This is a genomic window from Brevibacterium sp. OS20 (genome assembly GCF_056837565.1).
In genome coordinates, this window is record NZ_CM166367.1 from 1,446,796 (window position 1) to 1,470,178 (window position 23,383).

The 23,383-nt window shown below is 64.6% G+C and carries 21 protein-coding genes; 11 read left to right on the plus strand and 10 right to left on the minus strand.

The annotated features are described in order from the left end of the window. The first annotated feature begins 20 nt into the window (after positions 1–20). From ACVZTU_RS06350 to ACVZTU_RS06380, 7 genes are all read left to right on the plus strand, one after another. A complete protein-coding gene (locus ACVZTU_RS06350; protein ID WP_139469645.1) occupies positions 21–917 on the plus strand; it encodes a dihydrodipicolinate synthase family protein in 897 nt (298 codons plus the stop codon). Next, entirely contained in the window at positions 914–2,431 is a 1,518-nt protein-coding gene (locus tag ACVZTU_RS06355; protein ID WP_139469644.1) for an aldehyde dehydrogenase family protein, read from the plus strand. The genes ACVZTU_RS06350 and ACVZTU_RS06355 overlap by 4 nt, the downstream gene beginning before the upstream one ends. A 53-nt stretch (positions 2,432–2,484) precedes the next feature. Next, positions 2,485–2,811: a hypothetical protein gene (locus tag ACVZTU_RS06360; protein WP_181270309.1), complete on the plus strand. Its 327-nt coding sequence runs from the start codon at positions 2,485–2,487 to the stop codon at positions 2,809–2,811. 20 nt (positions 2,812–2,831) lie between these two features. Beyond that, complete coding sequence (locus ACVZTU_RS06365) at positions 2,832–4,430, plus strand: molybdopterin-dependent oxidoreductase (RefSeq protein ID WP_181270310.1); 1,599 nt, start codon at positions 2,832–2,834, stop codon at positions 4,428–4,430. A gap of 166 nt (positions 4,431–4,596) precedes the next feature. Then, entirely contained in the window at positions 4,597–4,803 is a 207-nt protein-coding gene (locus ACVZTU_RS06370) for a hypothetical protein (protein WP_139469641.1), read from the plus strand. Then, positions 4,800–6,338: a sodium/proline symporter gene (locus ACVZTU_RS06375; protein WP_181270311.1), complete on the plus strand. Its 1,539-nt coding sequence runs from the start codon at positions 4,800–4,802 to the stop codon at positions 6,336–6,338. The genes ACVZTU_RS06370 and ACVZTU_RS06375 overlap by 4 nt, the downstream gene beginning before the upstream one ends. Position 6,339: 1 nt before the next feature. Then, the gene (locus ACVZTU_RS06380) at positions 6,340–6,924 is read left to right on the plus strand and encodes a hypothetical protein (RefSeq protein ID WP_482401589.1); all 585 of its coding nucleotides are present in this window, start codon (positions 6,340–6,342) and stop codon (positions 6,922–6,924) included. 29 nt (positions 6,925–6,953) lie between these two features. Here the strand turns inward: ACVZTU_RS06380 and ACVZTU_RS06385 are convergent, their stop codons facing one another. Then, positions 6,954–7,376, minus strand: coding sequence for a VOC family protein (locus ACVZTU_RS06385; protein ID WP_482401590.1), 423 nt, complete (start codon positions 7,374–7,376; stop codon positions 6,954–6,956). Between the two features lie 63 nt (positions 7,377–7,439). On the opposite strand from ACVZTU_RS06385, the gene ACVZTU_RS06390 reads away from it, so the two are divergent. Continuing rightward, a complete protein-coding gene (locus tag ACVZTU_RS06390; RefSeq protein ID WP_482401591.1) occupies positions 7,440–8,306 on the plus strand; it encodes a DUF6597 domain-containing transcriptional factor in 867 nt (288 codons plus the stop codon). Positions 8,307–8,312: 6 nt separating this feature from the next. Here ACVZTU_RS06390 and iadA read toward each other — a convergent pair whose 3' ends face one another. The 7 genes from iadA to ACVZTU_RS06425 all read right to left on the minus strand — a co-directional run bounded on the left by iadA (position 8,313) and on the right by ACVZTU_RS06425 (position 16,439). Further along, the gene (iadA, locus tag ACVZTU_RS06395; protein ID WP_482401592.1) at positions 8,313–9,467 is read right to left on the minus strand and encodes a beta-aspartyl-peptidase; all 1,155 of its coding nucleotides are present in this window, start codon (positions 9,465–9,467) and stop codon (positions 8,313–8,315) included. Positions 9,468–9,517: 50 nt separating this feature from the next. Continuing rightward, on the minus strand, positions 9,518–10,354 hold the full coding sequence (locus ACVZTU_RS06400) for an ABC transporter ATP-binding protein (protein WP_139469635.1): 837 nt from the start codon (positions 10,352–10,354) through the stop codon (positions 9,518–9,520). Continuing rightward, entirely contained in the window at positions 10,351–11,142 is a 792-nt protein-coding gene (locus tag ACVZTU_RS06405; protein ID WP_139469634.1) for an ABC transporter ATP-binding protein, read from the minus strand. The genes ACVZTU_RS06400 and ACVZTU_RS06405 overlap by 4 nt, the downstream gene beginning before the upstream one ends. Continuing rightward, positions 11,139–12,071 carry an ABC transporter permease gene (locus ACVZTU_RS06410; RefSeq protein ID WP_139469633.1) on the minus strand — a complete coding sequence of 311 codons (933 nt, stop codon included), beginning with the start codon at positions 12,069–12,071 and terminating at the stop codon, positions 11,139–11,141. The genes ACVZTU_RS06405 and ACVZTU_RS06410 overlap by 4 nt, the downstream gene beginning before the upstream one ends. Continuing rightward, positions 12,068–13,180: an ABC transporter permease gene (locus tag ACVZTU_RS06415; protein WP_482401593.1), complete on the minus strand. Its 1,113-nt coding sequence runs from the start codon at positions 13,178–13,180 to the stop codon at positions 12,068–12,070. The genes ACVZTU_RS06410 and ACVZTU_RS06415 overlap by 4 nt, the downstream gene beginning before the upstream one ends. A 2-nt stretch (positions 13,181–13,182) precedes the next feature. Then, the gene (locus ACVZTU_RS06420) at positions 13,183–14,745 is read right to left on the minus strand and encodes an ABC transporter substrate-binding protein (protein WP_139469632.1); all 1,563 of its coding nucleotides are present in this window, start codon (positions 14,743–14,745) and stop codon (positions 13,183–13,185) included. 212 nt (positions 14,746–14,957) lie between these two features. After that, complete coding sequence (locus ACVZTU_RS06425; RefSeq protein ID WP_482401594.1) at positions 14,958–16,439, minus strand: malate:quinone oxidoreductase; 1,482 nt, start codon at positions 16,437–16,439, stop codon at positions 14,958–14,960. A gap of 64 nt (positions 16,440–16,503) precedes the next feature. On the opposite strand from ACVZTU_RS06425, the gene ACVZTU_RS06430 reads away from it, so the two are divergent. Then, positions 16,504–17,415: a LysR family transcriptional regulator gene (locus ACVZTU_RS06430; RefSeq protein ID WP_172168690.1), complete on the plus strand. Its 912-nt coding sequence runs from the start codon at positions 16,504–16,506 to the stop codon at positions 17,413–17,415. 69 nt (positions 17,416–17,484) lie between these two features. Here ACVZTU_RS06430 and ACVZTU_RS06435 read toward each other — a convergent pair whose 3' ends face one another. Further along, positions 17,485–18,405: a LysR family transcriptional regulator gene (locus ACVZTU_RS06435; protein WP_139469629.1), complete on the minus strand. Its 921-nt coding sequence runs from the start codon at positions 18,403–18,405 to the stop codon at positions 17,485–17,487. A 113-nt stretch (positions 18,406–18,518) separates the two neighbouring features. Between ACVZTU_RS06435 and ACVZTU_RS06440 the strand changes: the two genes are divergently transcribed. Beyond that, positions 18,519–19,652, plus strand: a complete 1,134-nt coding sequence (locus ACVZTU_RS06440; RefSeq protein WP_482401595.1) for a PrpF domain-containing protein — start codon at positions 18,519–18,521, stop codon at positions 19,650–19,652. A 70-nt stretch (positions 19,653–19,722) separates the two neighbouring features. Next, positions 19,723–21,087 (plus strand): SLC13 family permease, encoded by a 1,365-nt coding sequence (locus ACVZTU_RS06445; RefSeq protein WP_482401596.1) that lies wholly within the window; start codon positions 19,723–19,725, stop codon positions 21,085–21,087. A gap of 160 nt (positions 21,088–21,247) precedes the next feature. Here ACVZTU_RS06445 and ACVZTU_RS06450 read toward each other — a convergent pair whose 3' ends face one another. Next, positions 21,248–23,383: an iron ABC transporter permease gene (locus ACVZTU_RS06450; RefSeq protein ID WP_258041918.1), complete on the minus strand. Its 2,136-nt coding sequence runs from the start codon at positions 23,381–23,383 to the stop codon at positions 21,248–21,250.

Below are 23,383 nucleotides of genomic sequence, written 5' to 3' on the forward strand. Positions count from 1 at the left end.
TGGCCTGAGAGGACGATTCGATGACGAATCCGATGCGCGGTGTGTTCGCCGTTCCGACGACCCCCTATTCCGACGACGGAGACCAGAACCTCGACGCCCTGGGCAGTCGCGTCGAGGAGGTGCTCGCCTCAGGAGTGACCGGGCTTCTCGGCCTCGGCGCCACGGGGGAGGCGCTGGCACTCAGCGCCGCTGAGCGGGAAGCACAGATCAAGACCATCGTCTCCGCCGTCGACGGTCGGGCGCACGTGGTCATCGGCTGTATGGCCTACACCCCGGCAGAGATGTCGGCCCAGATCTCGGATGCCGCCGGCTGGGGCGCCGACGCCGTCATGGTCACCCCTCCCTTCTACGGCGGACTCGAACCAGACGCCGTCATCGCCGCCTTGCACCCGGTGCTGACCGCGTCCGAACTGCCGGTCATGGTCTACAACAATCCCCACTCCACCGGCACCGACCTGCTCCCGGACCACCTCGCCGCGCTCCAGCACACCGGCCGACTCTGGAGCGTCAAAGAGACCTCCGGCGAAGCCACACGGATCCGGGAGCTGCGCGACCGCCTCGGCGAGGATACCGAGATCTTCGTCGGGGCCGACGGAATCGCCCTCGAGGGCTTCGCCCAGGGCGCCAGCGGCTGGGTGGCGGCCTCGGCGTGGCTGCTGCCCGATCACTGCCAGAGACTGTGGGAGCTGGCCGACAGCGGTGATTGGGCCGGCGCCGTCGACCTATGGAGAAGCCTCGGGCATGCCCTCGGACTCATCGAGGGTGACTCCGCCTTCATCTCACTCATCAAACAGGCGCTCGGCCGAACCGGTCACGAACAGGGACCGGTGCGTCCACCCCTGCCGACAGCCGGTCCCGACTCATTGGCGTCGCTGCTCGACGCGATCGCCGAACTGGAGAGGAAACACGCAGCATGAGCCCTACGTCTTCAACTGACAGCACCCTCGTCGACCGCGGTCGAACCGCGCTTCGGGCCATCATCGACGGCAATTTCGGACAGTGGATCGGCGGCCGCGCCGTCACCGGCACCGGCGACGAGATCGGTCTCATCTCACCGAGCGACGGAACAGTGATCGGAAGCCTGTCCGCGGCCAGCGTTCAGCAGCTCGATGACACCGTCGCCACAGCGCGCACCGCCTTCAACGAGGCCGACTGGGCAGGAGACGCGAAGCTGCGGGCGCGGGTGCTGCGTCGCCTCGCCGACCTCGTCGAAGCCGATGCCGCAGAGATCGCCTACCTCGACGGCATCGAAGCCGGAAAGGTCGCCCTCGGCAGCGTCGAGGAAGACGTCCCCGATGTCGCCGCGAACCTCAGACTGAGCGCCGACCTCATCTCGCGCGACGACGGACGCTACCTGCAGAATCCTGACGGTTGGGGCTGGGTGACGAAGGTGCCCAGCGGGGTCGTCGGAGCGATCCTGCCGTGGAACTATCCCGTGGCCATGCTCGGCTGGAAGATCGCCCCGGCGCTGGCCGCCGGCAATGCGATGGTCGTCAAGACCTCTGAGGATTCGACGCTCAGCGCCCTCCACCTCGCCAGGCTCGCCACCGAGGCGGGGGTGCCCGACGGCATTCTCAACGTCCTCACCGGCACCGGCTCAGCGATCGGCGCCGCGATGGGTCTGCACAACGACATCGACGTGCTCACCTTCACCGGTTCGGGACCCGTCGGCAGGTCCTTCCTCGAGTCCTCGGCCCGGTCGAACCTCAAGAAGGTGTCCCTCGAACTCGGCGGACGGGCCGGTTATATCGTCGACTCCGCACACGCCACGGATTTCGAGGCGATCGCCGCCGACATCGCCGGTGCGTCCTTCGGCACCAGCGGCCAGAACTGCACCGCCGCCTCTCGGGTGATCTACGTCGGCGACGATGACGAGAGGTTCGCCGAGTTCCGCACCGCACTCATCACCGCGACCGAGGCACTCACCGTCGGCGATCCGTTCGACGCCGATACGGACGTCGGCCCGGTGATCAATGCTCGCGCCCGCGATCGTATCACCGCCTGGGTCGACGAAGCCGTGGAGAAGGGAGCGCGGATCCTCAACACCCGTGCCGACGTCCCCGACATCGGCACCTGGTATCCGCCGACCGTCATCGAAGGCGTGCCCGATGCCAGCGAACTCGGCCGTGGAGAGATCTTCGGCCCCGTGACCCAGCTGCTGCGACGCACCAATCGCGACGACGCTGTGGACCTCATCAACGGCGAACCCTATGGGCTGGCGTCGAGCGTGTGGTGCGAGGACATCGCCCAAGTGCGGTGGTGGGCGAGCCGGATCCGCGTGGGCACCCTCGCGGTCAACGGCTACAGCGAAGGCACCGAAGCCACTCCGTTCGGCGGACTGCGACAGTCCGGATTCTGGGGCCGCGACAACGGCCCGGAAGCCCTGGACACCTATCAGGAAACCATGACCGTCTGGGTGGCCGACACCTGATCATCGTCTGAGGTTCCGCCGCTGTTCCCATCGACGAGGACTATCATGAGTCCATGACCACGGCAGCGGCGGAACTCGAGACCGAGGTGCGCCGTCTGCGCATCCGGATCATCTCCCTGACCACTGCCCAACTCGACGAGGCGGCCCCACCGGCACCGAGCAGACGTGCAGTCATCCGTGAGGCCCTGGCCGAGTTCTCATGGATCGGCTCCGAGGCCCGGCCGGTCCCAGAACTCGGAGATCAGACCCTCGCCGATCAGGTCGTCGTGCTCCTCGAACACGGACTGCGTTCGGCTCGGACACTGCCCGAACCCGATCGCGAGAACCGCATCAGCGCCCTCACCGAGGCGGTCGTGCGCCTGCGTCGAAACCTGGCCTGAGCATGGGGGAGAAGGAGGGCATGGTGGGGAGTACTCAGCGCACGTGGCCCTCTGTGCTCGCCGGGGTCGTTGCGACACTCATCTATTTCGGCACGGCCGAACTCATCGCCCGCAGCCTGGACGTGGCGTCGGCTCCTGCTCTGCTCATCGGCCAGGCACTCATCCCGCTGATGCCTACCGTGCTCATCAAGTCCGCGATCGCGGTCTTCGGCACTCACGACAAATTCGCCCTCGTCATCACCATCGTGGCAGGAGGGGCGGGGTGCGGTGCGATCATCGGGTGGATCGGCGCTCGCCGTCGCGGTCTGGCGCTCGTCCTGCTCATCGGTTTCGGCCTGCTGCCTGCCGTCGTCGGCTTCAGCTCCGGTGCCGGGCTTGTGGCCACCCTGCCGAGTCTCGGCGGAATCGCCGCCGGGGCCGCAGCCTTCCTCGTCCTCCTTCACGTCGCGACAGTTCCGGCTCGCACCGGTGGAGGCACTGAGGCTCGCTCCGACGCCGAGGACGCCGGAGCCGACACGCAGCATCGAACTCCGGCCAGGCCGGGTCGACGGGCCTTCTTCGGGCTGGCCGCGGGACTGAGCGCGGTCGGCATCGCCGCCGTCGCGGCCGGGCAGTCCGCGGCCACACTGGCCCGCAGTGCGGCAGGAACGGTGACGAAGCTCGTCCTCCCGCGACCGGCCGCCTCGGCGCCGGAGATTCCCACCGGAGCGGAACTCGACGTGCCCGGACTGACCCCGCTGGTCACGGAGACCCAGGATTTCTACCGCATCGACACAGCGCTCTTCCCGCCGTCGATCGACGCGGGAACATGGATGCTGCGCGTCCACGGCATGGTCGAGCACGAGTTCACGATCACGATGGCCGAACTCCTCGACCTCCCGCTCCAGGAGCACTATGTGACCCTGGCCTGCGTCTCGAACGAGGTCGGCGGCGACCTGGTGGGCAATGCGAAATGGCTGGGCTATCCGATCCGGGACCTGCTGGCACGGGCGAAACCGCACTCCGGTGCGGACATGGTGCTCTCGGGCTCCGATGACGGTTTCACCGCCTCCACCCCACTCGAAGTGCTCACCGACGATCGCGCGGCCCTGCTGGCCGTGGCCATGAACGGTCATGCTCTGCCACGCGACCACGGATACCCGGCACGCCTGGTCGTCCCCGGACTCTACGGCTACGTCTCGGCAACGAAATGGGTGACCGATCTCGAAATCACCCGGTTCGCGGACAAAGAGGCATATTGGACGACGCGCGGCTGGGCCACGCACGGACCCGTGCTGGTGGCCTCGCGCATCGACGTGCCCCGCCCCGGGGCCACTGTCACGCCCAAGAGCGGCGGCCGGGTCGTCACCGCAGGCATGGCCTGGGCGCAGCACACAGGCATCGAGAAGGTGCAGGTGCGCATCGACAACGGCGACTGGGCGGAAGCGGAACTCAGCGAAGAACTCACCGCCGACACCTGGCGCCAGTGGCGATGCGAGCACACGGGACTGAGCACCGGCACGCACACGGTCAGCGTGCGCGCGGTCGACCAGGACGGAAACGTGCAGACCTCGGAACGCCGGCCCGCCATTCCGGGTGCCGCGACGGGACTCCACGAGCGCCAGTTCACCGTTGAGTGAGCCCGCGCTGCGGAACGGACACGCGCATCGAACCGACAGGTCGGTCAGACAGTCGTGCCCCGCGTTCCCACCATGCGAACTCGGCGCGGCAGTCTCAGGCTTCTCGCGATAACTTGTAATCTCATTCACATCATCTGTATTCCCGCATCACAACGAGGTGGTCAACGTGTTCGGTCTTCCGACGGCGACGGTCGTCATCATCGTCGGCATCCCCGCGATCTGGGTGATCTACACCCTCGTCTTCGTCTTCCTCTCCCGCGGTTGGAAGGCCGAGGACATGGCTGAGGATCAGGCCCTGGCGAGAACCGCGAACGGAGCGGACGGACGAGACGGCGGGGCCGCCTCGGCGAAAGGAAACGGGGGAGCGGCATGAACATCGAAACCTGGTTCCTCGTCATCTACTTCCTCGCCATGGCCGGCATCGGCGTGTGGACGCTCAAGATAGGTTCGAAGGGCAGCGAGGGATATCTGCTCGGCGGTCGCAGCCTGGGCGCTGCGGTCACGGCTCTGCGCCTGCAGTCGTCGTCGATGTCGGGGTACATGTTCCTCGGTGCGGGATCGCTGGCGTATACGAAGGGCTACTTCTCTCTGTGGTACGCGATGGGCGACATCGGCGGCGGTGTTCTCAACCTCTCGATCCTGGGCCGGCGGATGCGCAAGCTCTCCCAGATCCTCGGGTCGCTCACCTCGATCGAATACCTCGAACATCGATATCCGTCGAAGTGGATCCGCGCGATCGCCGCGCCGGTCGCCCTGTTCTGCATCTTCTTCTATGTGATGAGTCAGTTCATCGCCGGCGGGCGCGGACTCGAGATGGTCACCGGCATTCCGTATGCCTGGGCGCTGCTCATCGCCGTCGGCGTCATCGTCTTCTACACCTTTCTCGGCGGCTACCTCGCCGTGGCCTACACCGACTTCGTGCAGGCGATCATCATGCTCATCGGCATGGTGTGGATCCTCATCGGATGTCTGCAGGCCGTGGGCGGGTGGACAGCCGGCAACGAGACGGTCGGACAGATCAACCCGAACCTGCTGACCATGTGGGGACCGGACGGGATCGAATCCGTCCAATGGGGAGTCATCGTCGGCGCCGTCCTCGTCTTCTCTATCGGCTATATGGGCTGGCCGCACGTCAACGTCAGCCATATGGCGATGAAGCGGCCCTCGGTGGCCAGGCGCGCCAGCCTCTACGCCACCGGCTTCAACCTGCTGTTCATCCCCGCTCCCTACATCGTCGGCATCATGGCGCTCATCCTGCTGCCGACTCTGGACAATCCGGAGCTCGCGGTCTTCGAAGTCGCAGACACTGTGCTGCCGAACTTCGCCGTAGGCATCGTCATGGCAGGAATCATGGCTGCGATCATGTCCACAGCCGACGCTCTGCTGCTGCAGTCGGGCACGATCGCCAGCCAAGATCTGTTCCAACGCTTCTTCAAGAAGGACATGTCCGACCAGCAGTCCGTCTGGGTCTCCCGGTTCACCGTTCTCGTGCTGGCGATCATCGGCTACTTCGTCGCGGTGAATGATCCGCCGGCCGTCGCCGAGGTGGTCATCTTCTCGACCACGGTGCTCGGTGCCGCGTTCGTCCCCGTCTACATCGCCGCCGCCTGGTGGAAGAAGGCGAACGTGCCCGGAGCGATCTGGTCGATGATCGCCGGCACTGTGTCGTCGGTCGTGTGGCAGCTGACAGGACTCGTCGACGTCACCGGAGTCGACCCGATGGGAGTAGGCATCGTGTGCTCGACCCTGGCCCTCATCCTCGTCTCCCTGGCCACTCAGCGCTCGCATCCGGTGCCTGCCCACGTCCTCGAGGCGATGAAGGAGACCGACAAGATCGGCGCGATCCCAGCACACATGCTCACCGGTCAGAACGATTCCCTGGCCGGTCAGGTTCCGAAGGACGTCTGAGATGAGTGCCGAGATCGGAACCGGGCGCCCGGTCGGCCCGGATCTGCAGACTGAGGATCCGGTGCGGATGGACCCGCACGTCACCGCCGCCGAGGCGCTCGCCGTCTTCCAGCGCAAACTCCCTGACGCGCTCGCCGAGGTCCAAGCGGTGCATCATCCGTTCTGGTGGGCCGCCCTCGACGTGCGCACCCGCGGACTCTTCCGTCGGAGCGCATCCGGGCCGGTGCAGCGGATGGACGTGCTCGTCAACGCCTTGTCGGGCAGGGGTATGATCGCCGACTTCACCCCTCGCGGCGCCACGGCGGGATCATCGGAGTGGTCGAGTCTGATCGGCGAGCAGTCGGGACCGCCGCCGACTCGGGATGAGGCGGAGCGGACCGCGCGATCATTGGCACGTGCGAAGGTCGTCAAGACGGTGAAGCTCGGTATGGGCATCGATATCACTCCTGCTGGCGGTCTGCGCGGAGTGCTCAAGCCCAACTGGATCGTCTCCGGAGGGAATGCGAGGCATGAGGCGACGATCCTCGTCGATGGTCTCGATGGGTCTCACTACATTGTGCGGGCGGACAAGGCCGGGCGGAGCTGAGAGCTCGGCTGTCAGGTCTGCGGGGATGCTCAGCCCCAGTTCTTCGCGTCCGAGATGCAGAACGGATGACCGGCGGGATCGAGGAGCACGACCCAGGTCTCACCAGGCTGCGTTTCGGCTCGGGTAGCTCCGAGTTCGACGCAGCGATCGGCTGCCGCATGGATGTCGTCGGCGGCGAGGTCGAGGTGGAACTGCTTGTGTCCGTCGTCGGGCCAGCTCGGTCGCTGATAGTCCGGGATCGTGCCGATGCCCAGTGCATGGCTGGGACCAGTGAGCATGGCATAACTCTCGTCCGAATAGGCGATGGGCCAGCCGAGGACTGAAGAGTAGAACTCTCCGAGAACGGCAGCGTTCGGGGCGTCAAGGGTGACCATCGCCAGTGTGGCGACGGGTGCTGTAGTGGAGTTGTCGGCGGTGGTCGCGGCGGTGTCGGTCTTCTGTGTTTCAGTCATGTCTGACATTCTTGTGCCATGGACGACGACGTCACTAGGAAAAATGCGTCACCGGGAGAAGAGATGCCGCAGCACTTCTTCGGACGTGTGCTCAAGCCGGGGGAGATGCTCGAGCATGCGCGCTATTCGTCCGTTCGTGTCGTCGCCGAGCGCCTGCGCCCCTTCGTCAAACGCTATTGGGCCGTCGAGTGGGATCTGCCGAAGGGCGAGAGCTATCAGACGGCTACCTTGTCCGAACCGACCATCCATCTGACCTTCGAGTTCGGCGACAGCCGGCGGGCGCACGTGGACGGGCCTGGGGCATGGGTGACCGGTCCGGTCACCAAACGGCGCTTCGATGTGGGAATCTTCGGGCGCGGCGGAGTCTTCGGCGTGAACTTTCAGCCTGGTGCGACACTGGCGTTCTCCGAGGAGAAGCCGGCGAGCATCCGTGATTCGACCGTCCCTGCCGAACTGTGGTTTCCGAGGTTGGATGCCGACCTCGGACTCTCCGAGATGTTTGCGCAGTCGCAGAGTGCCGGGGCGCCCGACTTCAGCGAATTGGCCGCATCGGTGGAAAGCTGGCTGCTGTCCTGGCGGCCGCAGATGACCCCGTCGTTCGAACGATTGAAGCGGGTGCTCGACATCCTGTCCGACCCCGAAGTCGTGAGCCTGAAGGTCCTCTCGGAGAGAGCCGATCTCGGTGAGCGTACGCTGCAGCGGATATTCAGCAGCTTCTGCGGAGTCGGGGTGAAGAAGGTCTTGGCCAGGGCACGGATCATCGACGCGGTCGCAGCGATCGACCGCGGGTGGGACGGAACTCTGGCCGACCTCGGCGCGCACTTCGGATGGTTCGATCAATCGCACTTCAGCACGGATTTCGTTCGCGTCACCGGTTTCAGCCCTGCCGAGTACGCGCAGCGGAAGTCCGCGCGGGTCACGCGAGGCTGACCGGGTTCAGCGTGGCCTCTGATCGAATGTGCTTCTGACCAGCAGCTCGCCCCTGCTGATGGTCGGCCGGCCCAGTGCGAATCCGTGCTCGATTGAGTGCTCTGCGTCGACGAGCAGCAGATCGGCGTCACCGCCCGGACGGATTCGTCCCTTGCGTGGGAGCTTCAGGGCGTCTGCAGTGTTGGCGGTGACGAACGAAAGAGCCTGCGACAGGGGCAGGCCGCTGGAATCAGCGCACGCCCACACCTGGTCGTACAGCGTCGTCTGGTATGCCACCTGGAGTTCCGTCAGACGTCCGTGAGCATCGAACTTCGGCAGGCTGCCGTTGGCGTCCGAGGACAGGGTGAGTCGGTCGAGATGGCCGCCGAATTCAACGAACTTCTTCACCGCTTCGACGGTGGACGCTCCGGCGGTCATGTCGACGAAGGCGCCTTTGGCCGCGAGGTCGACCGCCTCGGCGATGAGCTCGTCATCACGGGTGATGTGGGTGGCATACACGGCGGGCGGGGCAATCGGATAATCGTCGAGGAGACGATGCAGGGGTGCGAGCCGAGTCGAATGCGATCCGACGTGGAAGTGAGTGACACCGGCCTTTCCGCTGAGCAGCCCGCCGACATGGCATTGGCTGACGATGTCGGCGAGTTCTTCGATCGTCGGTTGGAACGACCGACTTTCGGAGATGGCGATCTCGCCGGCCCCGATCACTTTGTCGATGAGGACGATGTCGTCGGCGACGGAACCGGTGACAGTTCGTGCCGGAAGCTGGTAGCTGCCGGTGTAGACGAATGTCGTGATGCCCTCTTCCTCGAGGCCTCGTGCTTTGGCAAGGAGGCCGCGGTGAGAGCGGGTGATGGAGTCGGTGCCGAGGCAGCCGACGACAGTGGTCACTCCTGCGCGGATGATGTCGCCGATGTCGATCTCGGGAGTGCGGGTCGCGTATCCGCCTTCGCCTCCGCCTCCGATGATGTGCACATGGGGGTCGATGAAACCGGGCACAGCAGTCAGGCCGTCGGCATCGATGACTGCCGAAGCCGGCAACTGCGCGACTATGTCGCGATCCACCTGGCCGAGGTGGGCGATACGTGAGCCCTCCACGAGGATGTCGCGCACTCCGAGCGGCTCGGGGGCACAGATCTCTGCCCCGCGAATCAGGATGACCATGACTCTCGTGTCCTTTCGATGTCGCTCGGGACCGCCGGCTGCTTGGCAGATCAGTCGCTGCCGGGGATGATTCCCTTGCCGTCGACCTGGGGAATCGCGGCCAGGAGCTTCTTCGTATACGGGTGCTGCGGATCGTTCCAGATCTGGTCGGTCGGGGCGACTTCGACGATGCGTCCGGCTTCCATCACTGCGACCCTGTCTGCGATATCGCGAACGACCGAGAGATCGTGGCTGATGAAGATCATCGAGGCACCGGAGTCGATGGCGAGGTCGCGCATCATCCGAGCGATCCGCGCTTGGAGGAACGCATCGAGAGAGGCGATGGGTTCATCACCGACGAGCACTTTCGGACCCGCCGCCAGGGCACGAGCGATGGCGATGCGCTGCCTCTGTCCGCCGGAGAACGAATGCGAATAGCGCTGTGCGGAGTCGGCAGGCAGGTCGACGGCGTCCAACAGCGATTCCACGGTCCAACCGCCGTCAGGATTGAGGGCCAGCGCATCGTCGAGCTGGTCGCGGATCCGCCTGCGCGGATTGAGCGACGCGTAGGGGTTCTGGAAGACCATCTGAATGCCGAGCAGTTCCTTCGCTCTCTTCTTCAGCCCGAGCGCTCTGACCGGATGACCGTCGAAGGTGACGGTGCCGTCTGCCGGCTTCTCCAACCCGCAGATGAGTTTGGCCAGCGTCGATTTGCCGCAGCCGGATTCGCCGACGAGCCCGAGCACCTCCGAACGACCCAGTTGCAGAGACACTCCGTTAACGGCTCGGAAGCGGCCGCCGCCGTCGAGTTTGTATTCGCATGCCACGGAATCGAGTTCCAGGAGCGGAGCCCCTGCTGCGGGGGAGTGAGCGGTGGCGGCGGCCGGGGCCTGGTCGATCGATGTCATGGGGAGACCTCCGCTCCTGGCAGCGATTCGATGAGCGAACGCGTGTATTCGTGTTGAGGAGCAGTGATGACCGCCTCCCGTTCACCGGTTTCGACGACGACGCCGTTCTTCATGACCACGATGGTGTCCGCGACCGAGGAGAGCACTCCGAAGTCGTGGGTGACCAGCAGCACGGCGAGGTCGAGATCGTCGCAGAGTTCACGCAGCAGCCGAAGGATGCCTGCCTGCACGGTGACATCGAGTGCTGTGGTCGGTTCGTCGGCGATGAGCACCTTCGGATCGCAGATGATCGCCGAGGCGAAAGCGATTCGCTGCAGCTGTCCGCCGGAGAACTGGTGCGGGTACTTCTTCACCGCCTCCTTCGGGTGCGGCACCCTGGTTCGGCCGAGGATCTCGACGGCTTTGGCCAGGGCGTCTTTCTTCGACACTTTCTGGTGGTGTCGAAGGTGGTCGGTGATCTGGTCGCCGACCGTGAGCATGGGATGGAACGCCGAGGCCGGATCCTGAAAGACCATCGACAGCTGCACTCCGCGCAGGCGGTTGTGCTGCTTGGCGGGCATTCCCACCAGTTCGACTCCGTCGAAATCGATGCTTCCGCTCAGTTCCGCGCCCGCGGGCGAGAGCCCCATGACGGCCAGACCGGTCTGGGTCTTGCCGGATCCAGACGCACCTGCGACACCGGTGATGCGACCTGCTTCGAGGTCGAACGAGACGTCTTTGAGGATATGAGTGGTCTTCTTGCCTGCAGTGACCGACAGGTTGAGGTCTCTGATGCTGATCATGCTCATGAGGTCGTCTCACCGACTTCCTGGGCGGTATGGGGATCGAGGGTGTCGCGCAGACTGTCGCCGATGAAGTTGAACGCCATGACGATGGTGAGGATGCAGAGGCCGGGGAAGAAGGCGATCCACCAGGCAGCGAACTGAGAGACGCCTTCGCTGATCATTGCGCCCCAATCGGGGGTCGGCGGAACGGCACCGAGAGACAGAAACGACAGTCCTGCCATGGTGAGGATCGCCGAACCGACATCGAGGGTGGCGAGCACGACGACGGGAGAGATGACGTTCGGTGCGATTTCGCGGGCCAGTGATCTGCCCGCGCTGAATCCGAGCAGGCGTCCGGCGATGACGTACTCACTGCCCCGCGCTGTCATCACCAGCGATCTGGTGACACGCGCGTAGGACGGCCAGGAGACGAGCAGGATCGCGATTATCGCGTTCTTCAAGCCCGGACCGAGGGCGGCTGCGATGACCATGGCGAGGATGATCGTGGGGAAGGCGAACACCAGATCGGCGATGCGCATGATGATCTCGTCGACGGCTCGACCGAAGTATCCGGCAATGGCCCCGAGGACCGAGCCGAGCAGCGCAGAGCAGATGACGACGAACACCGCGGCGGGCAAGGTGGTGCGGGCAGCAACGAGGATGCGGGAAAGCACGTCTCGGCCCAGTGTGTCGGTACCGAGCAGATTCTCCCCGTTGGGAGCCGAGAGCCTCGGAAAGTTCTGCGCCAGAGCATCGAACGGCGCCAGCAGCGGTGCGAAGATCGCTGCGATCAGCCAGAGCACGAGGATTCCAGCGCCCACGATCCCCAGCGGAGTGCGCAGGGCTTTCGGGAAGCGGATCTGCCACCTTTTGAGTCCGGGGTCGACGGGATCGCGGCGGGCCGCCTCGGTGATGGGGGCATTGGCGGGCTGTTTCGGGGTGCCGATGCTCATCTCACCCTCACTCTCGGATCCACGAAGCCGTAGATCAGGTCGACGATGAAGTTCACGAGGATATAGACGATGCCGATGACGAGGCCGACGCCCATGATGACGGGCAGGTCGAGCGTTGTCGCTCCCCGGTAGGCATATTGGCCGAGTCCGTTCCAGGCGAAGACGGTCTCAGTCAGCACAGCTCCGGAGAGCAGGGAGCCGAAGGCCAGACCGACGACGGTGATGATCGGGACCAGCGCGCCGCGGAAGATGTATTTGAAGACCACTGTCCGAGCCGGCAGCCCTTTCGCCTTGGCGGCGGTGACGTAGTCGAGCCTGATGATGTCGAGGACGCTCGAACGGCTGAAACGTGTGAGCAGGCCGATGGTGAAGAGGGCGAGAACGCACGACGGCAGAATGAGGTGGCCCAGCGCATTGGCGAAAGTCGCCATCTGACCCGCCAAGAGCGAGTCGAGCGTGTAGAGGCCGGTCACTTTCGGCGGTGGGGTGATCCAGGGGTCGAGCCGACCGGCGCCGGGGACGACTCGAAGTCTGAAGAAGAAGACGAAGTAGGCGACGGTGGCGATCCAGAAAGTCGGTGCCGAGATGCCGATGAGGCTGAGGGTGCGGATGGCGTGGTCGACGAGACTGTTCTGTTTGAGAGCACTGAGCAGACCGAGCAGCAGTCCGAGGATCACTGAGATGAGAATCGCTCCGATGCCAAGCTCGATCGATGCGGGGAAGACCTGTCCGATCGAGGCGAGCACGGGTGTGCGGGTCTGATTGGAGACACCCAGATCTCCCTGCAGCAGATTTCCCAGATACGTGAAGTACTGGACGAGGAGCGGTTGGTCGAGTCCGAGCTTCTCCCGTGTCTGCGCGACGATCTCGGGATCTGCCGCGGCCCGGTCACCGAGGATGGCGGCGACCGGATCGGTGGGCACGAGGTTGGTGAACAGGAACGTCACCACGGTCACGCCCCAGATCAGAATGAGCGAAATCCCGATCCGGATGAGGATGAACCGGAGCAGTGGGTGGAGCTTCGGTGGTCTGACTCGCTGCGCCGCGTCCGCCTCACCAGAAGCGGACGCGACATCAGTATCGTGCGGCGCTGTGGTGGCTTCCGCCATCCTCACTCTGCCTTTGCGAAGTCGAACGAGATGTCGGCGTTGGAGACGAACTTCTCAATGCTCGAACCGACGGCGACGGTGCTGACCGGCTGGACGAGCGGGATCCACACCGCGGTGTCGGTGGTCGCCTTGAACAGCTTCGCGTAGGCGGCATCGCGCGCATCACCCTTCGCCTTGGCAGCTTCGTCCGCAAGCTTCTTCAGCTTCGGGTCCTCGCTCCAGTTCACGCGATCGGCAACGTCGCCGCCGGGAATGAAGACGTTGTAGTTCGTCGGATCGGGGAAGTCCGCGCCCCAGGTTCCGATGCCCATCGGCTGTTTGGCAGAGCGGAAGCCGTCGAGCTGAGTCGAGCTCGGAGCAGGTTTGAGATCGAGGTTGATGCCGGCCTCCTTCAGCTGCGCCTGCAGGGTTTCGGCGAGCTGTGCGAGGTCGACTCCATTGACGGCCTGATCACTCGAATAGTGGAAGGGGACCTTCTCTCCGTCGTAGCCAGCCTCCTTCAGCAGCTTCTTCGCCTTCTCGAGGTCGCGTTCAGGAGCCTCGTCCTTCGGGACGGCACCGACGAACTCGTTCGGCACGAGACTGGCCATGCGCTGGGATCCCTTCCCTGCGAGGTCGATGAGTTTGTCGTAGTCGATCGCCGCCATGACGGCCTTGCGGAAGTTCGGGTCCGCTGCGGGGCCGCCGATCTTCTCATCGGCGTTGTTGAAGATGTAGAGGCTGCGAGTCGAGGGCAGGCTGGAGATCTTGCCCATCGACTCATCGATCTGCTTCGCCTGATCGGCGTTGAGGTCGTAGGCGACCTGCGCCTGACCCGACTGGATGTCGGTCAGCTGCGTCTCTGCGGAGACATTGCGCAGGACCACTCGCTTGTACTTCGGTTCCGGACCGTTGTAATGCTCGTTCGCGGTCAGCACGACCTGGCTGTCGGCGTCGTACTTCTCCACCTTGTACGGTCCCGAGCCCTGTGAGTTCTCATTGAGGAACTGTTCGGCGCCGTCCTTCTCATCTGTGGTTCCCTCGTTCTCCTTGACCACCTTCGAATTGACGATGCCGATCGAGGAGTTGGGGAGGATGTAGGGCAGCGCAGGGTTGGGCTCTGCGCTGGTGAGCGTGACCGTCTTGTCGTCGACCTTCTTCACCTTGACCCCGTCGAGGAAGAACGAGGGGTTGCCCTTGATGCCCTGAAGGCGTTCGAAGGAGAAGACGATGTCGTCGGCGGTGACGGGATCGCCGTTGGAGAATTTCGCATCCTCGTCTTTGAGGGTCAGCGTCATCTCCTTGCTGTCCTCGGACATTTCGAATGAGCAGAGGCCATCGGTGGGCTTGGTGAGGTCACCGTCCTCGAATTCGAGCGCCGTCTGGTAGATGGCGCTGTCGATCGTCGAACCGGTGAACTCGAATTGTCGATGCGGGTCGATCGTCTTGAGGTTGAAGGCGGTCTCGGCCACGATCGTGTCGCCGGCGCCGCCGGCTTCGTCGGAGCCGCTGCCGCAGGCGGCGAGTCCGGCGGTCAGTGCGAGAGTGGAGCAGATTGCGACGAAATTGCGGGTCAGACGCCTCATGTGTGATCTCCCTAACAGTAAGTGTTGTGAGTCACATTAGAGTCGAAAGCCCTCCCATGCAATTCAACCTGCCACAAAGCTGTCGGATTTCCACTGTGCACTTCCGCCAACGGCACAAGCAGTGGAATGAGGTCTCTGATCTGCGGCTTATGTCGACAGGCGATTGCCTCGCCGTCCGCTGGCCGAGTACGCGCAGCGGAAGTCCGCGCGGGTCACGCGAAGTTGACCGGGGACAGGCCGAGCGCTCCATCGGTCGTGGCGTGGGAACGAGCGACCGCCTCGGCGGTCCAGTCGGTGCGATCGAGGTCGGGGACCGCCTCGGCGATCTGGGACCCCCAGCTGTCGTGCCATTGGGCGGGGAAGGCCTGCTTGAGCAGATCGACCATGATCGGCACCGCCGTCGATGCTCCGGGGGAGGCCCCGAGCAGACCCGCGATCGAGCCGTCGGCGGAGACGACGAGTTCGGTGCCCTGCTGCAGGACGCCGATCTTCTGCCGATCCGGTTTGACCAGCTGGGCCCTCTGCCCGGCCGGCAACAGGGCCCACTCATTGCGTCGGGCCAGGGGCAGATAGCGTCGCAGCTGCGCGAATTTCCGGGACGGGCTGGCGGCGAGCTCCTTGACGAGGAACGACACGAGACTGAGGTTCTGCAGACCGGCGGCCGCGATGACATGCACGTTGTCAGGCCGCACCGTCGTGAAGAAGTCGGAGAGGCGACCGTGCTTGAGCAGCTTCGTGCTGAAGGTCGCGTAGGGGCCGAATAGCAGATGCTCCTTGCCGTCGACGACTCTGCGGTCCAGATGCGGCACCGACATCGGCGGGGCGCCCACATCGGCCTGACCATAGACCTTCGCATCATGGCGGGAGACGACCGCCGGGGTCGAACACCGGTAGAAAGCGGCCCCGACCGGCAGGACGGCGTAGCCGCGGACTTCGGGGATCCTGGCTTTCTGCAGGAGTCGCAGCGCGAAGCCGCCGGCCCCGACGAACACGGTCTTCGCGTGCACGGCGAACGGTCCCGCCGGTGTCGATCCGCTGACCGTCCAGCCCGATGTGCGCGATTCGAGCCCGGTCACTGTGTGACCCGCTCGCACCTCGGTGGACCCGATGCTCAGCAGTGCCGACGTCAGAGCGCCGAAATCGACATCGGTGCCGCGAGGGTGACGGGCCGCCGCCATGGGCTCGTCGCTGTCGGCTCGTCCCTCCATCGTCAGGGGAGCCCACCGGGCGATAGTGTCCGGATCCTCTGTGTACTCCATTGCGGAGAACAGCGGGTCAGCTTTCAGGGTGTCGACGCGTCGACGCAGGTAGGTGACGTCCGTGTCCCCGAAGACGAGGTTCATGTGTGGGGCCGAGTGGATGAATTCCGCTGGGTCGAGGAGCCCGAGTCGGACGAGATGGGCCCACCATTGGCGGGTGAGGTGGAATTGTCCGGCGATCTCTGCCGGTTTCGCGCCATCGGCGGGGTCAGGCATGTAGTTGAGTTCGCAGTACCCCGAATGCCCGGTGCCGGCATTGTTCCACGGGTCGCTGCTCTCTCCGGCGATGTATTCGGCCTTCTCCAGAACGAGGATCCGCAGATCGGGATCGAGCAGAGTCAGCATCGAACCGAGAGTCGCGGACATGATGCCCGCGCCGATGAGGACGACATCGGCATCGGGCAGCTGGTCGGTGTGCTTGGGGTTCGCAGTCATATTCTCACCATGCGCCCCCATGAATCATCCGTCCAATGCGCGATCGGAACTGTATGATCCGAGTATGGAACGATCATCCGAGTCCCGCGCGGCGCCGCTGACGGCGCTGCGGGAACTCGTCGAGCTGGCCGATCAGGACGGGCATCTGACCGAGGCCGCCGCCGCCCTCGGCATACCCCAATCCACGATGAGCCGACGTATCCGCGCCCTCGAAAGCCACCTCGGGGTGCCATTGACCGTTCCGCGCGGACGCGCCATCGGTCTGACGACGGCAGCGCTGGATCTCGTGGCTGCGGTGCGTGCCCCGCTGACGGAGATCGATGCGGCGCTGGCCGATCTCGCCGAGGTGGCCGATCCCGAGCACGGCACGATTCGGTTCGGATTTCCGCTGACGATGGGCGCCGGTGAGGTGCCCGACCTGCTCGCGGCTTTCAACCGGGCTCATCCTGGCATCCGCCTCGATCTCAAACAGGCCCACGGTGCCGAGCTCGTCGCTGATCTGCAGCGGGGCACTCTCGATCTGGCGATCATCATTCCGCCGCCGCCCGAGGTCAGCCACGAGGTGCTCGCACGACAGACGATCATCGCGGCGCTGCCCGATGTGCACCCGCTGGCAGGTGTCCGCAGCATCACCCTGGATCGGTTGGCGTCCGAGGAATTCATCGCCACCCCTGCGAGTTACAACCTCCGGGTGCTGACCGACCGCTGGTGTCAGGCCAGCGGATTCGATCCGGAGGTGAAGATCGAGGTCACCGAGTTCTCGACGATCCGCGAATTCGTCGGTCGTGGAATGGGCGTGGCATTGATCCCGCCCGCGGTGCGTCCGGTCGACGGAATCACCGAGGTGGCTCTGGACGGGGCCGAATACGTGCGTGAGGTCGCGCTGTGTTCGGCTGTGCGTCGGCCCGGCCGCGTCGTCGAGCGCCTGCGCGATTTCATCCGCGCGCACGCGGCCGCGTGGGCAATCGAGGACTGATGAGAAAGTGCGTACATCGTTGAGACCGTCGCATGTGGAGATGCTCGGTCGTGGAGTCGGAGGGAGCTGCTAGGTCCGCCATTCCTTCGCGCTGGCGATCTTGCGGAATGCGCGAACCAGAGACAGCACAGCCGGTGATGGCACTCGTTCGGGCAGTTGGGAAAGGACGATGCGTCTCGGCGCTGGATTTCCTCTGATGGAGACGACCTTCACGTCGGGGCTATGAAAATGGACTGCAAGGCGAGGGGCGATGGCCACCCCCAGCCCGGCGGCGACCATGCCCAGAAGCTCTTGGTAGTCATTGGCCTCGAAGACGATGCGCGGCGCGAACCCGGCATCACTGCATATCCGTCCGAGCACCGAGGCAACGGGGTGGGAAGAGCGAGTGATCCATGGATTGTCCGCCACCTCTTTGAGCTCCACGACTCTGCGTCGTGCTAAGGCGTGAGTTGATGGCAGAAGCAGCATCGTGGGCTCTTTGAGCAGCGTCGTCGTCACGGGGATCTGGTCGTCGATCGGCGCCCAGGGGTAGTCCCACACTGTCGCGAGATCGACTTCGCGGCGTTCGAGCGCCTCTTGGATGCGGTCGAGACGGTAACTCTTGACCGTCACATCGAGGTCTGGATGCAGTTCATGGAAATGCTGAAGGATCTTCGGCATCACCGACGCGGCGAAGGTCGGAAATGTGGCAATCCGAACTTCGCCTCGGTCGAGCTGAGCAAACGCGGACATGTCGTTCCTTGCGGCCGTGAGCGCATTGTCGATGGTCGCCGCATAAGACGAGAGTTTGACTCCGGCATCTGTCAGGCGCATGCCCTTCGGGTGACGGACGACAAGCGGAAGGCCTACTTCGCGTTCCAGTTTGCTGATCTGCTGTGACACTGCCGAGGTCGATAACGCGAGTTCGTCGGCGGCGGCGGAGAGGCTGCCTGTCCGAAAGACGAGAAGCAGCAGGAGGAGGCGGTCGACGTTGTAGGGCGCTGAACTCATAGTTTAAGCGTAGCTTATAGAGAGGTTACCAAGTGTTGATTGAACTTAACTAGACGATGTGAAAACTTGATGTTCGTCGTCGCAGACAGCGGCGATGGACCAAGGAGATGCGAGTGGAAAGTCAGCTCCACGGACAGTGGTACAGAGGCGGAACGTCCAAGTGCTGGTTGTTCGCCAATGACGAGATGCCGGCGGACAGAGCTGGGATCGCGCAAGCCTTGTCTGCGGCCTTCGGGTCGGGAGATGACCGTCAGCTCAACGGAGTCGGTGGGGCTTCCTCGACGACCTCCAAGGCTGCCGTCATTTCGCCGTCGGCGATCCCCGGCATCGACGTCAGCTACCTGTTCGCGCAGGTCGGAATCGGCCGGTCGGCGGTCGAGTTCACGTCGAACTGCGGCAATTGCGCTTCGGCTGTCGCGCTCTACGCGGTCCAGAACGGATTGGTCCGACCTGGCGGCGAAGTCACTCCGGTGAGGATGGTGAATGAGAATACTCGTTCCGTCGTGGTCGCTCATGTAGCTACACCCGGAAAGAAGATTCCATCGAACGGCTCCGAAACGATACCGGGAAGCTCGATGCCGGGCATTCCGGTCAACGTCTTCTTCGAAAACGTCGACGGTGCTTCAACCGGCGAGCTGCTGCCGACCGGAGAGGCAGCCACCGAGGTGAGTTGCGACGGAGTTTCGATCACCGTCAGCTGCATCGACGCCGGTGCTCCGGCTTGCTTCGTCAGTGCCGCTGAGCTCGGACTGTCCGGGGCCGAGCCGACCGCGGAGATCCGTCTGAGACTCAATGAGCTCGTCGAGATTCGATCGGCCGCATCGAGGTCAATGGGACTGAGCGCCGAAGGCGAGGAGCCGAGCCCCGCCGTACCCAAGGTGGGCCTCATCGCGCCGCCGTCCGACTACACCGGCATCTCCGGAGAGAGGATCTCCGCCGGAGACTACGACATCTCTGCGCGGATGGTTTCGATGTTCGATCTGCATCCCGCAATCGGAATCACTTCGGCGATCGCCCTGGCACGGGCTTCATTCGTGGAAGGAAGTCTTGTCAATGACGTCATCGACAAGCGGGCTCTTCAGCACACCGACGCCGACGACGAGGTGGCTATCCGAATCGGCACCCCCGTCGGAGTCATCGTCTGTCGAGTTCAGCTCACCGGGTCGGGGCAAGTCGCTCGTCTCGGAGTCAGACGGGTGGCGCGGCGGATTGCCCACGCAGACATAGATCTGCCCCTGGTCTCATGAACGACCGTCCCTAGGAATACCTGAATCTTTTCAAGGAAGATCAGCTGACAATGAAGTTGGAGGAACACCCATGTCCCTAGTTCAGATACTCATGCTCGTGGTGCTGGTGGTGATGTTCATCGCCGCCACCAAATGGCCCATCAATATCGGGATCATGGGCCTCGTCGGGGCTTTCGTCTTCGGCACCTTCGTCTTCGGCATGGATGACAAGGAGATCCTTGAGGAGTTTCCCGCGAGCATCGTGCTGACGATCGTCGGCGTGACTTTCTTCTTCAGCATCGCCCAGAAGAACGGGACCATTAGGGTCCTCGTGGATCTGGCTATCCGCGCAGTCCGGGGTCGTATCAATATCGTGCCGTGGATCTTCTTCGTCGTCTCCTCGCTGCTGACAGCGATGGGCACATTCTCTCCCGCCGCAGTTGCTCTGCTGGCACCGGCAGCCATGGGCTTCTGTGCCTCGACTGGCTACAGCGGAGTAGTCATGGGAGCGATGGTCATCAACGGCGCACACGCCGGTGGGTTCTCACCGATCTCCGTGTCCGGAAACATTGTTCGTGACATTGCCGAGGCCAATGGCTTCGAGATCAACGGCGGGGCTCTCTTCCTCGCAGCCTATGTCATCAACTTGTTGGTCACTATTCTCACTGTCGTCGTGATGAAGGCCCTCGGGCGACTGCGTACAGTGCCCGACCCGGACAACCTTGAGAGTTGGGGAGCTCATGGAGACTCCGGTGTGGGAAGCAAAGGGCCCGACTCTGACGGTAGGATGCCTCGGCAGGGAAGCGGTTCTGGAACGGCAGTCGCAGTAGAGACCGAGGTGCGCACAGCGACATCGCCGATGACTCGTCAGGTGTGGCTGACCATAGGCCTCATCGTCGTCATGGTTGTCGGCGCGGTCGGATTCGAGCTGCCGATCGGCTTCCTCGGACTGGCATGCGGACTCGTGCTGGCGTTCACCTCCTTGAAGAGCTCCGAGAACCTCGTCTCAGGAATCTCGTGGTCGACCGTCCTTCTGGTGTCGGGCATGATCGTCTATGTCAGCCTGCTCACCCACGCCGGCGTCATCGATTCGCTCTCGAAGATGGCGGTGGCAATTGGTGCTCCACTCATCGTCGCGATCGTCCTCTGCTACGTCATCGGAGTGAGTTCTGCCTTCGCATCCTCGACTGCGCTGCTCACCGCCCTGATTCCGATGTCCATCCCTCTGCTCGAGCAGAGTGCCCTCAGCGCGACAGCCGTCATGTCGGCGCTCGCGGTATCGGCGACGATCGTCGATGTCTCTCCGTTCTCGACAGACGGTGCGCTCATCATTGCCAACACACAGTGCGGCGAAGCCAAAACAATCTGGCGCGACCTCATGATCTACGCCGGGTTCGTCGTCCTCATCGCCCCGCTTCTTGCGTGGGCTCTGCTGGTGCCGACGGGAATCATCTGACAACCGAACGATACACAGGTCGCCGCCGAATGCCATCGTGACTCGGCGGCGACCTTTCATCTGCTGATCGTTACTCGGATCGGCTGGAGAGTGCACATCGAATTGCAAGGCAACCGGGCAGGCGAGGAGCAGCGCGGGACCTTGCGAGTCTCACGCAATGTCAGGCGCGGGTGCGTGCCAGCAGGTAGACGAAGTACGGGGCGCCGATGAGGGCGACGATGAGACCGGCCGGTATCTGCGCCGGAGCGATGACCGTGCGCCCCACGGCGTCGGCGACGACAAGGCCCACGGCTCCGAGCAGCATCGCCGTGGGCACGACCCGGATATGACGGGCGCCGACCAGAGCGCGCGCAGCGTGCGGGGCGACGAGGCCGATGAATCCGACGACGCCGACTGCCGATACGCTCACCGCCGCGAGCACGGCGGCGGTGATGAGCACTGCCAGACGCACCGGTTCACGCGGAACCCCGACCAGCCGTGGGGTGTCATCATCAAGGGCGAGCAGGTCGAGCTCGCGCGTCCACACGAACGCCAGCGGTACGGCGACGAGCAGGGCGAGGGCGACTGGTGCGATGTCCGCCCACGCCCTTCCGTACGTCGATCCGGACAGCCACGTGAAGAGGGCAGGCGTGTCCCAGGGATTGGCACGGACGAGGAACAGTGTCGTCAGGGCGGTGAACCCGAACCACAGCCCGATGCCGATGAGGACGAGGCGATCGGTATTCATCCCACCTCGCCATGAGAGTCCGTAGACGATGGCGAAGGCAACCAGCGCGCCGACGATCCCGACCGCGGAGACGAGTCCGACCCCAGCGCCGGGAATGAGGGTGACGACGATGACGGCACCCAGCCCGGCCCCGCCGGTGATGCCGAGCAGGCCGGGTTCGGCCAGAGGGTTGCGTGCACTGGCCTGAACGAGGGTGCCGGAGAGTCCGAGCGCGGCACCGGCAGCCAGAGCAGCGGCGACGCGGGGCGCGCGTGAGTCGAAGGCGAAATCGATGACGGGGGCCGCCCGGTCCTGGAACCACAGCAGAACATCGCCGAGGAGGTAGAACCGTTCCCCGGTGAGCAGACCGATCACGGCGACGAGGATGAGGACCATGATGCCGATGCCGATGACGAGCCCGGCACGTCGCGGACCTACCACAGCCGAGTTCGCCGCCGAGGTGGCCGCGGCCGGTGATGCCGTGCGCATCGATCGCGCCAGAAGAACGAGCACGATCGCCCCGAGCACAGTCGTCGTCACTCCCGACGGGAGGGTGATCGCCTCGGTGGCGCCGACGATCGCGCGCAGCAGGGCATCGGCGACGATGACGATGATCGCACCGATGAGACCGGCGGCGGGAAAGAGCACGGCATGACGGCCGAGGCTCGGTACGACGCGGGCGAGGAGCCGGGCGATGACCGGGGCACAGAGGCCGACGAAGCCGATCGGACCGGCCAGGGTCACCGCAGTGGCGGTGAGCATGACGGCGAGGAGGATCCCGATGGCCCGCGTCGACCTGACCGGAACCCCGAGCACCGAGGCGGCGTCGTCGCCGAGACCGAGCAGGTCCAGACGCCTCGACAGCAGGATCGCACCGCCGGCGATGACAGCGATGACGGGAATGCTGCGCAGGGCCGCGGTGCCATCGAGCTGATTGAGAGTGCCCGAACCCCAGGAGAAGAGACTCGTCGTCTCTTCGGCGAAGAGGATGAGCAGAGTCGATGTCGCCGCCTGCAGCGCCATCGCCGTGGCCGTGCCCGCCAGCACGAGCCGAGTCGTCGAGGCTCCTGCGCCTCCGGCCAGGCCGAGGACCAGGGCTGCGGCAAGCAGGCCGCCGAGGAAGGCGACCCCTCCCGAGGCCCAGATCGGAATCGCAATGCCGAAGGCAGTGACCACGGTGACGGCGAAGTACGCACCGCCGGTGACCGCCAGCGTGTCCGGCGATGCCAAGGGGTTGCGCGCCAGCGATTGGAACAGGGCGCCGGCCACACCCAAGGCGAGGCCGACGAGGATGCCCGCCCCCACGCGCGGCAGCCGGGATCCGAGGAGGATGTCACGGGCACTGGGGCCATCCTCGGCGGGGGAGAGCGTGCCGGTCACGGCCGTGAACAGTTCCCTGATGCCGATGCCCGAGGTGCCCTGCGTGATATGCCAGGCGGAGGCGATGACGAGGACGGCAATGAGGCCGAGCAGTGCGGCGGCGGTCGACAGGGCACCGACGATTCCGCGGCCGCGGACCGGAACCATGGTCGGTTCCGGTGCCGCAGCCGTCTGCTGGGAGGTGTTCGGACGGGTCAGGGGAGAGGCCAC

Coding starts and splice junctions, on each gene's coding strand:
- ACVZTU_RS06415 (WP_482401593.1), bottom strand. CDS start 13,180: ATGGCGGAAGCCACCACAGCGCCGCACGATACTGATGTCGCGTCCGCT.
- ACVZTU_RS06435 (WP_139469629.1), bottom strand. CDS start 18,405: ATGAGTTCAGCGCCCTACAACGTCGACCGCCTCCTCCTGCTGCTTCTC.
- ACVZTU_RS06360 (WP_181270309.1), top strand. CDS start 2,485: ATGACCACGGCAGCGGCGGAACTCGAGACCGAGGTGCGCCGTCTGCGC.
- iadA (WP_482401592.1), bottom strand. CDS start 9,467: ATGGTCATCCTGATTCGCGGGGCAGAGATCTGTGCCCCCGAGCCGCTC.
- ACVZTU_RS06380 (WP_482401589.1), top strand. CDS start 6,340: ATGAGTGCCGAGATCGGAACCGGGCGCCCGGTCGGCCCGGATCTGCAG.
- ACVZTU_RS06355 (WP_139469644.1), top strand. CDS start 914: ATGAGCCCTACGTCTTCAACTGACAGCACCCTCGTCGACCGCGGTCGA.
- ACVZTU_RS06410 (WP_139469633.1), bottom strand. CDS start 12,071: ATGAGCATCGGCACCCCGAAACAGCCCGCCAATGCCCCCATCACCGAG.
- ACVZTU_RS06430 (WP_172168690.1), top strand. CDS start 16,504: ATGGAACGATCATCCGAGTCCCGCGCGGCGCCGCTGACGGCGCTGCGG.
- ACVZTU_RS06350 (WP_139469645.1), top strand. CDS start 21: ATGACGAATCCGATGCGCGGTGTGTTCGCCGTTCCGACGACCCCCTAT.
- ACVZTU_RS06400 (WP_139469635.1), bottom strand. CDS start 10,354: ATGACATCGATCGACCAGGCCCCGGCCGCCGCCACCGCTCACTCCCCC.
- ACVZTU_RS06365 (WP_181270310.1), top strand. CDS start 2,832: ATGGTGGGGAGTACTCAGCGCACGTGGCCCTCTGTGCTCGCCGGGGTC.
- ACVZTU_RS06405 (WP_139469634.1), bottom strand. CDS start 11,142: ATGAGCATGATCAGCATCAGAGACCTCAACCTGTCGGTCACTGCAGGC.
- ACVZTU_RS06390 (WP_482401591.1), top strand. CDS start 7,440: ATGCCGCAGCACTTCTTCGGACGTGTGCTCAAGCCGGGGGAGATGCTC.
- ACVZTU_RS06445 (WP_482401596.1), top strand. CDS start 19,723: ATGTCCCTAGTTCAGATACTCATGCTCGTGGTGCTGGTGGTGATGTTC.
- ACVZTU_RS06375 (WP_181270311.1), top strand. CDS start 4,800: ATGAACATCGAAACCTGGTTCCTCGTCATCTACTTCCTCGCCATGGCC.
- ACVZTU_RS06385 (WP_482401590.1), bottom strand. CDS start 7,376: ATGACTGAAACACAGAAGACCGACACCGCCGCGACCACCGCCGACAAC.
- ACVZTU_RS06420 (WP_139469632.1), bottom strand. CDS start 14,745: ATGAGGCGTCTGACCCGCAATTTCGTCGCAATCTGCTCCACTCTCGCA.
- ACVZTU_RS06425 (WP_482401594.1), bottom strand. CDS start 16,439: ATGACTGCGAACCCCAAGCACACCGACCAGCTGCCCGATGCCGATGTC.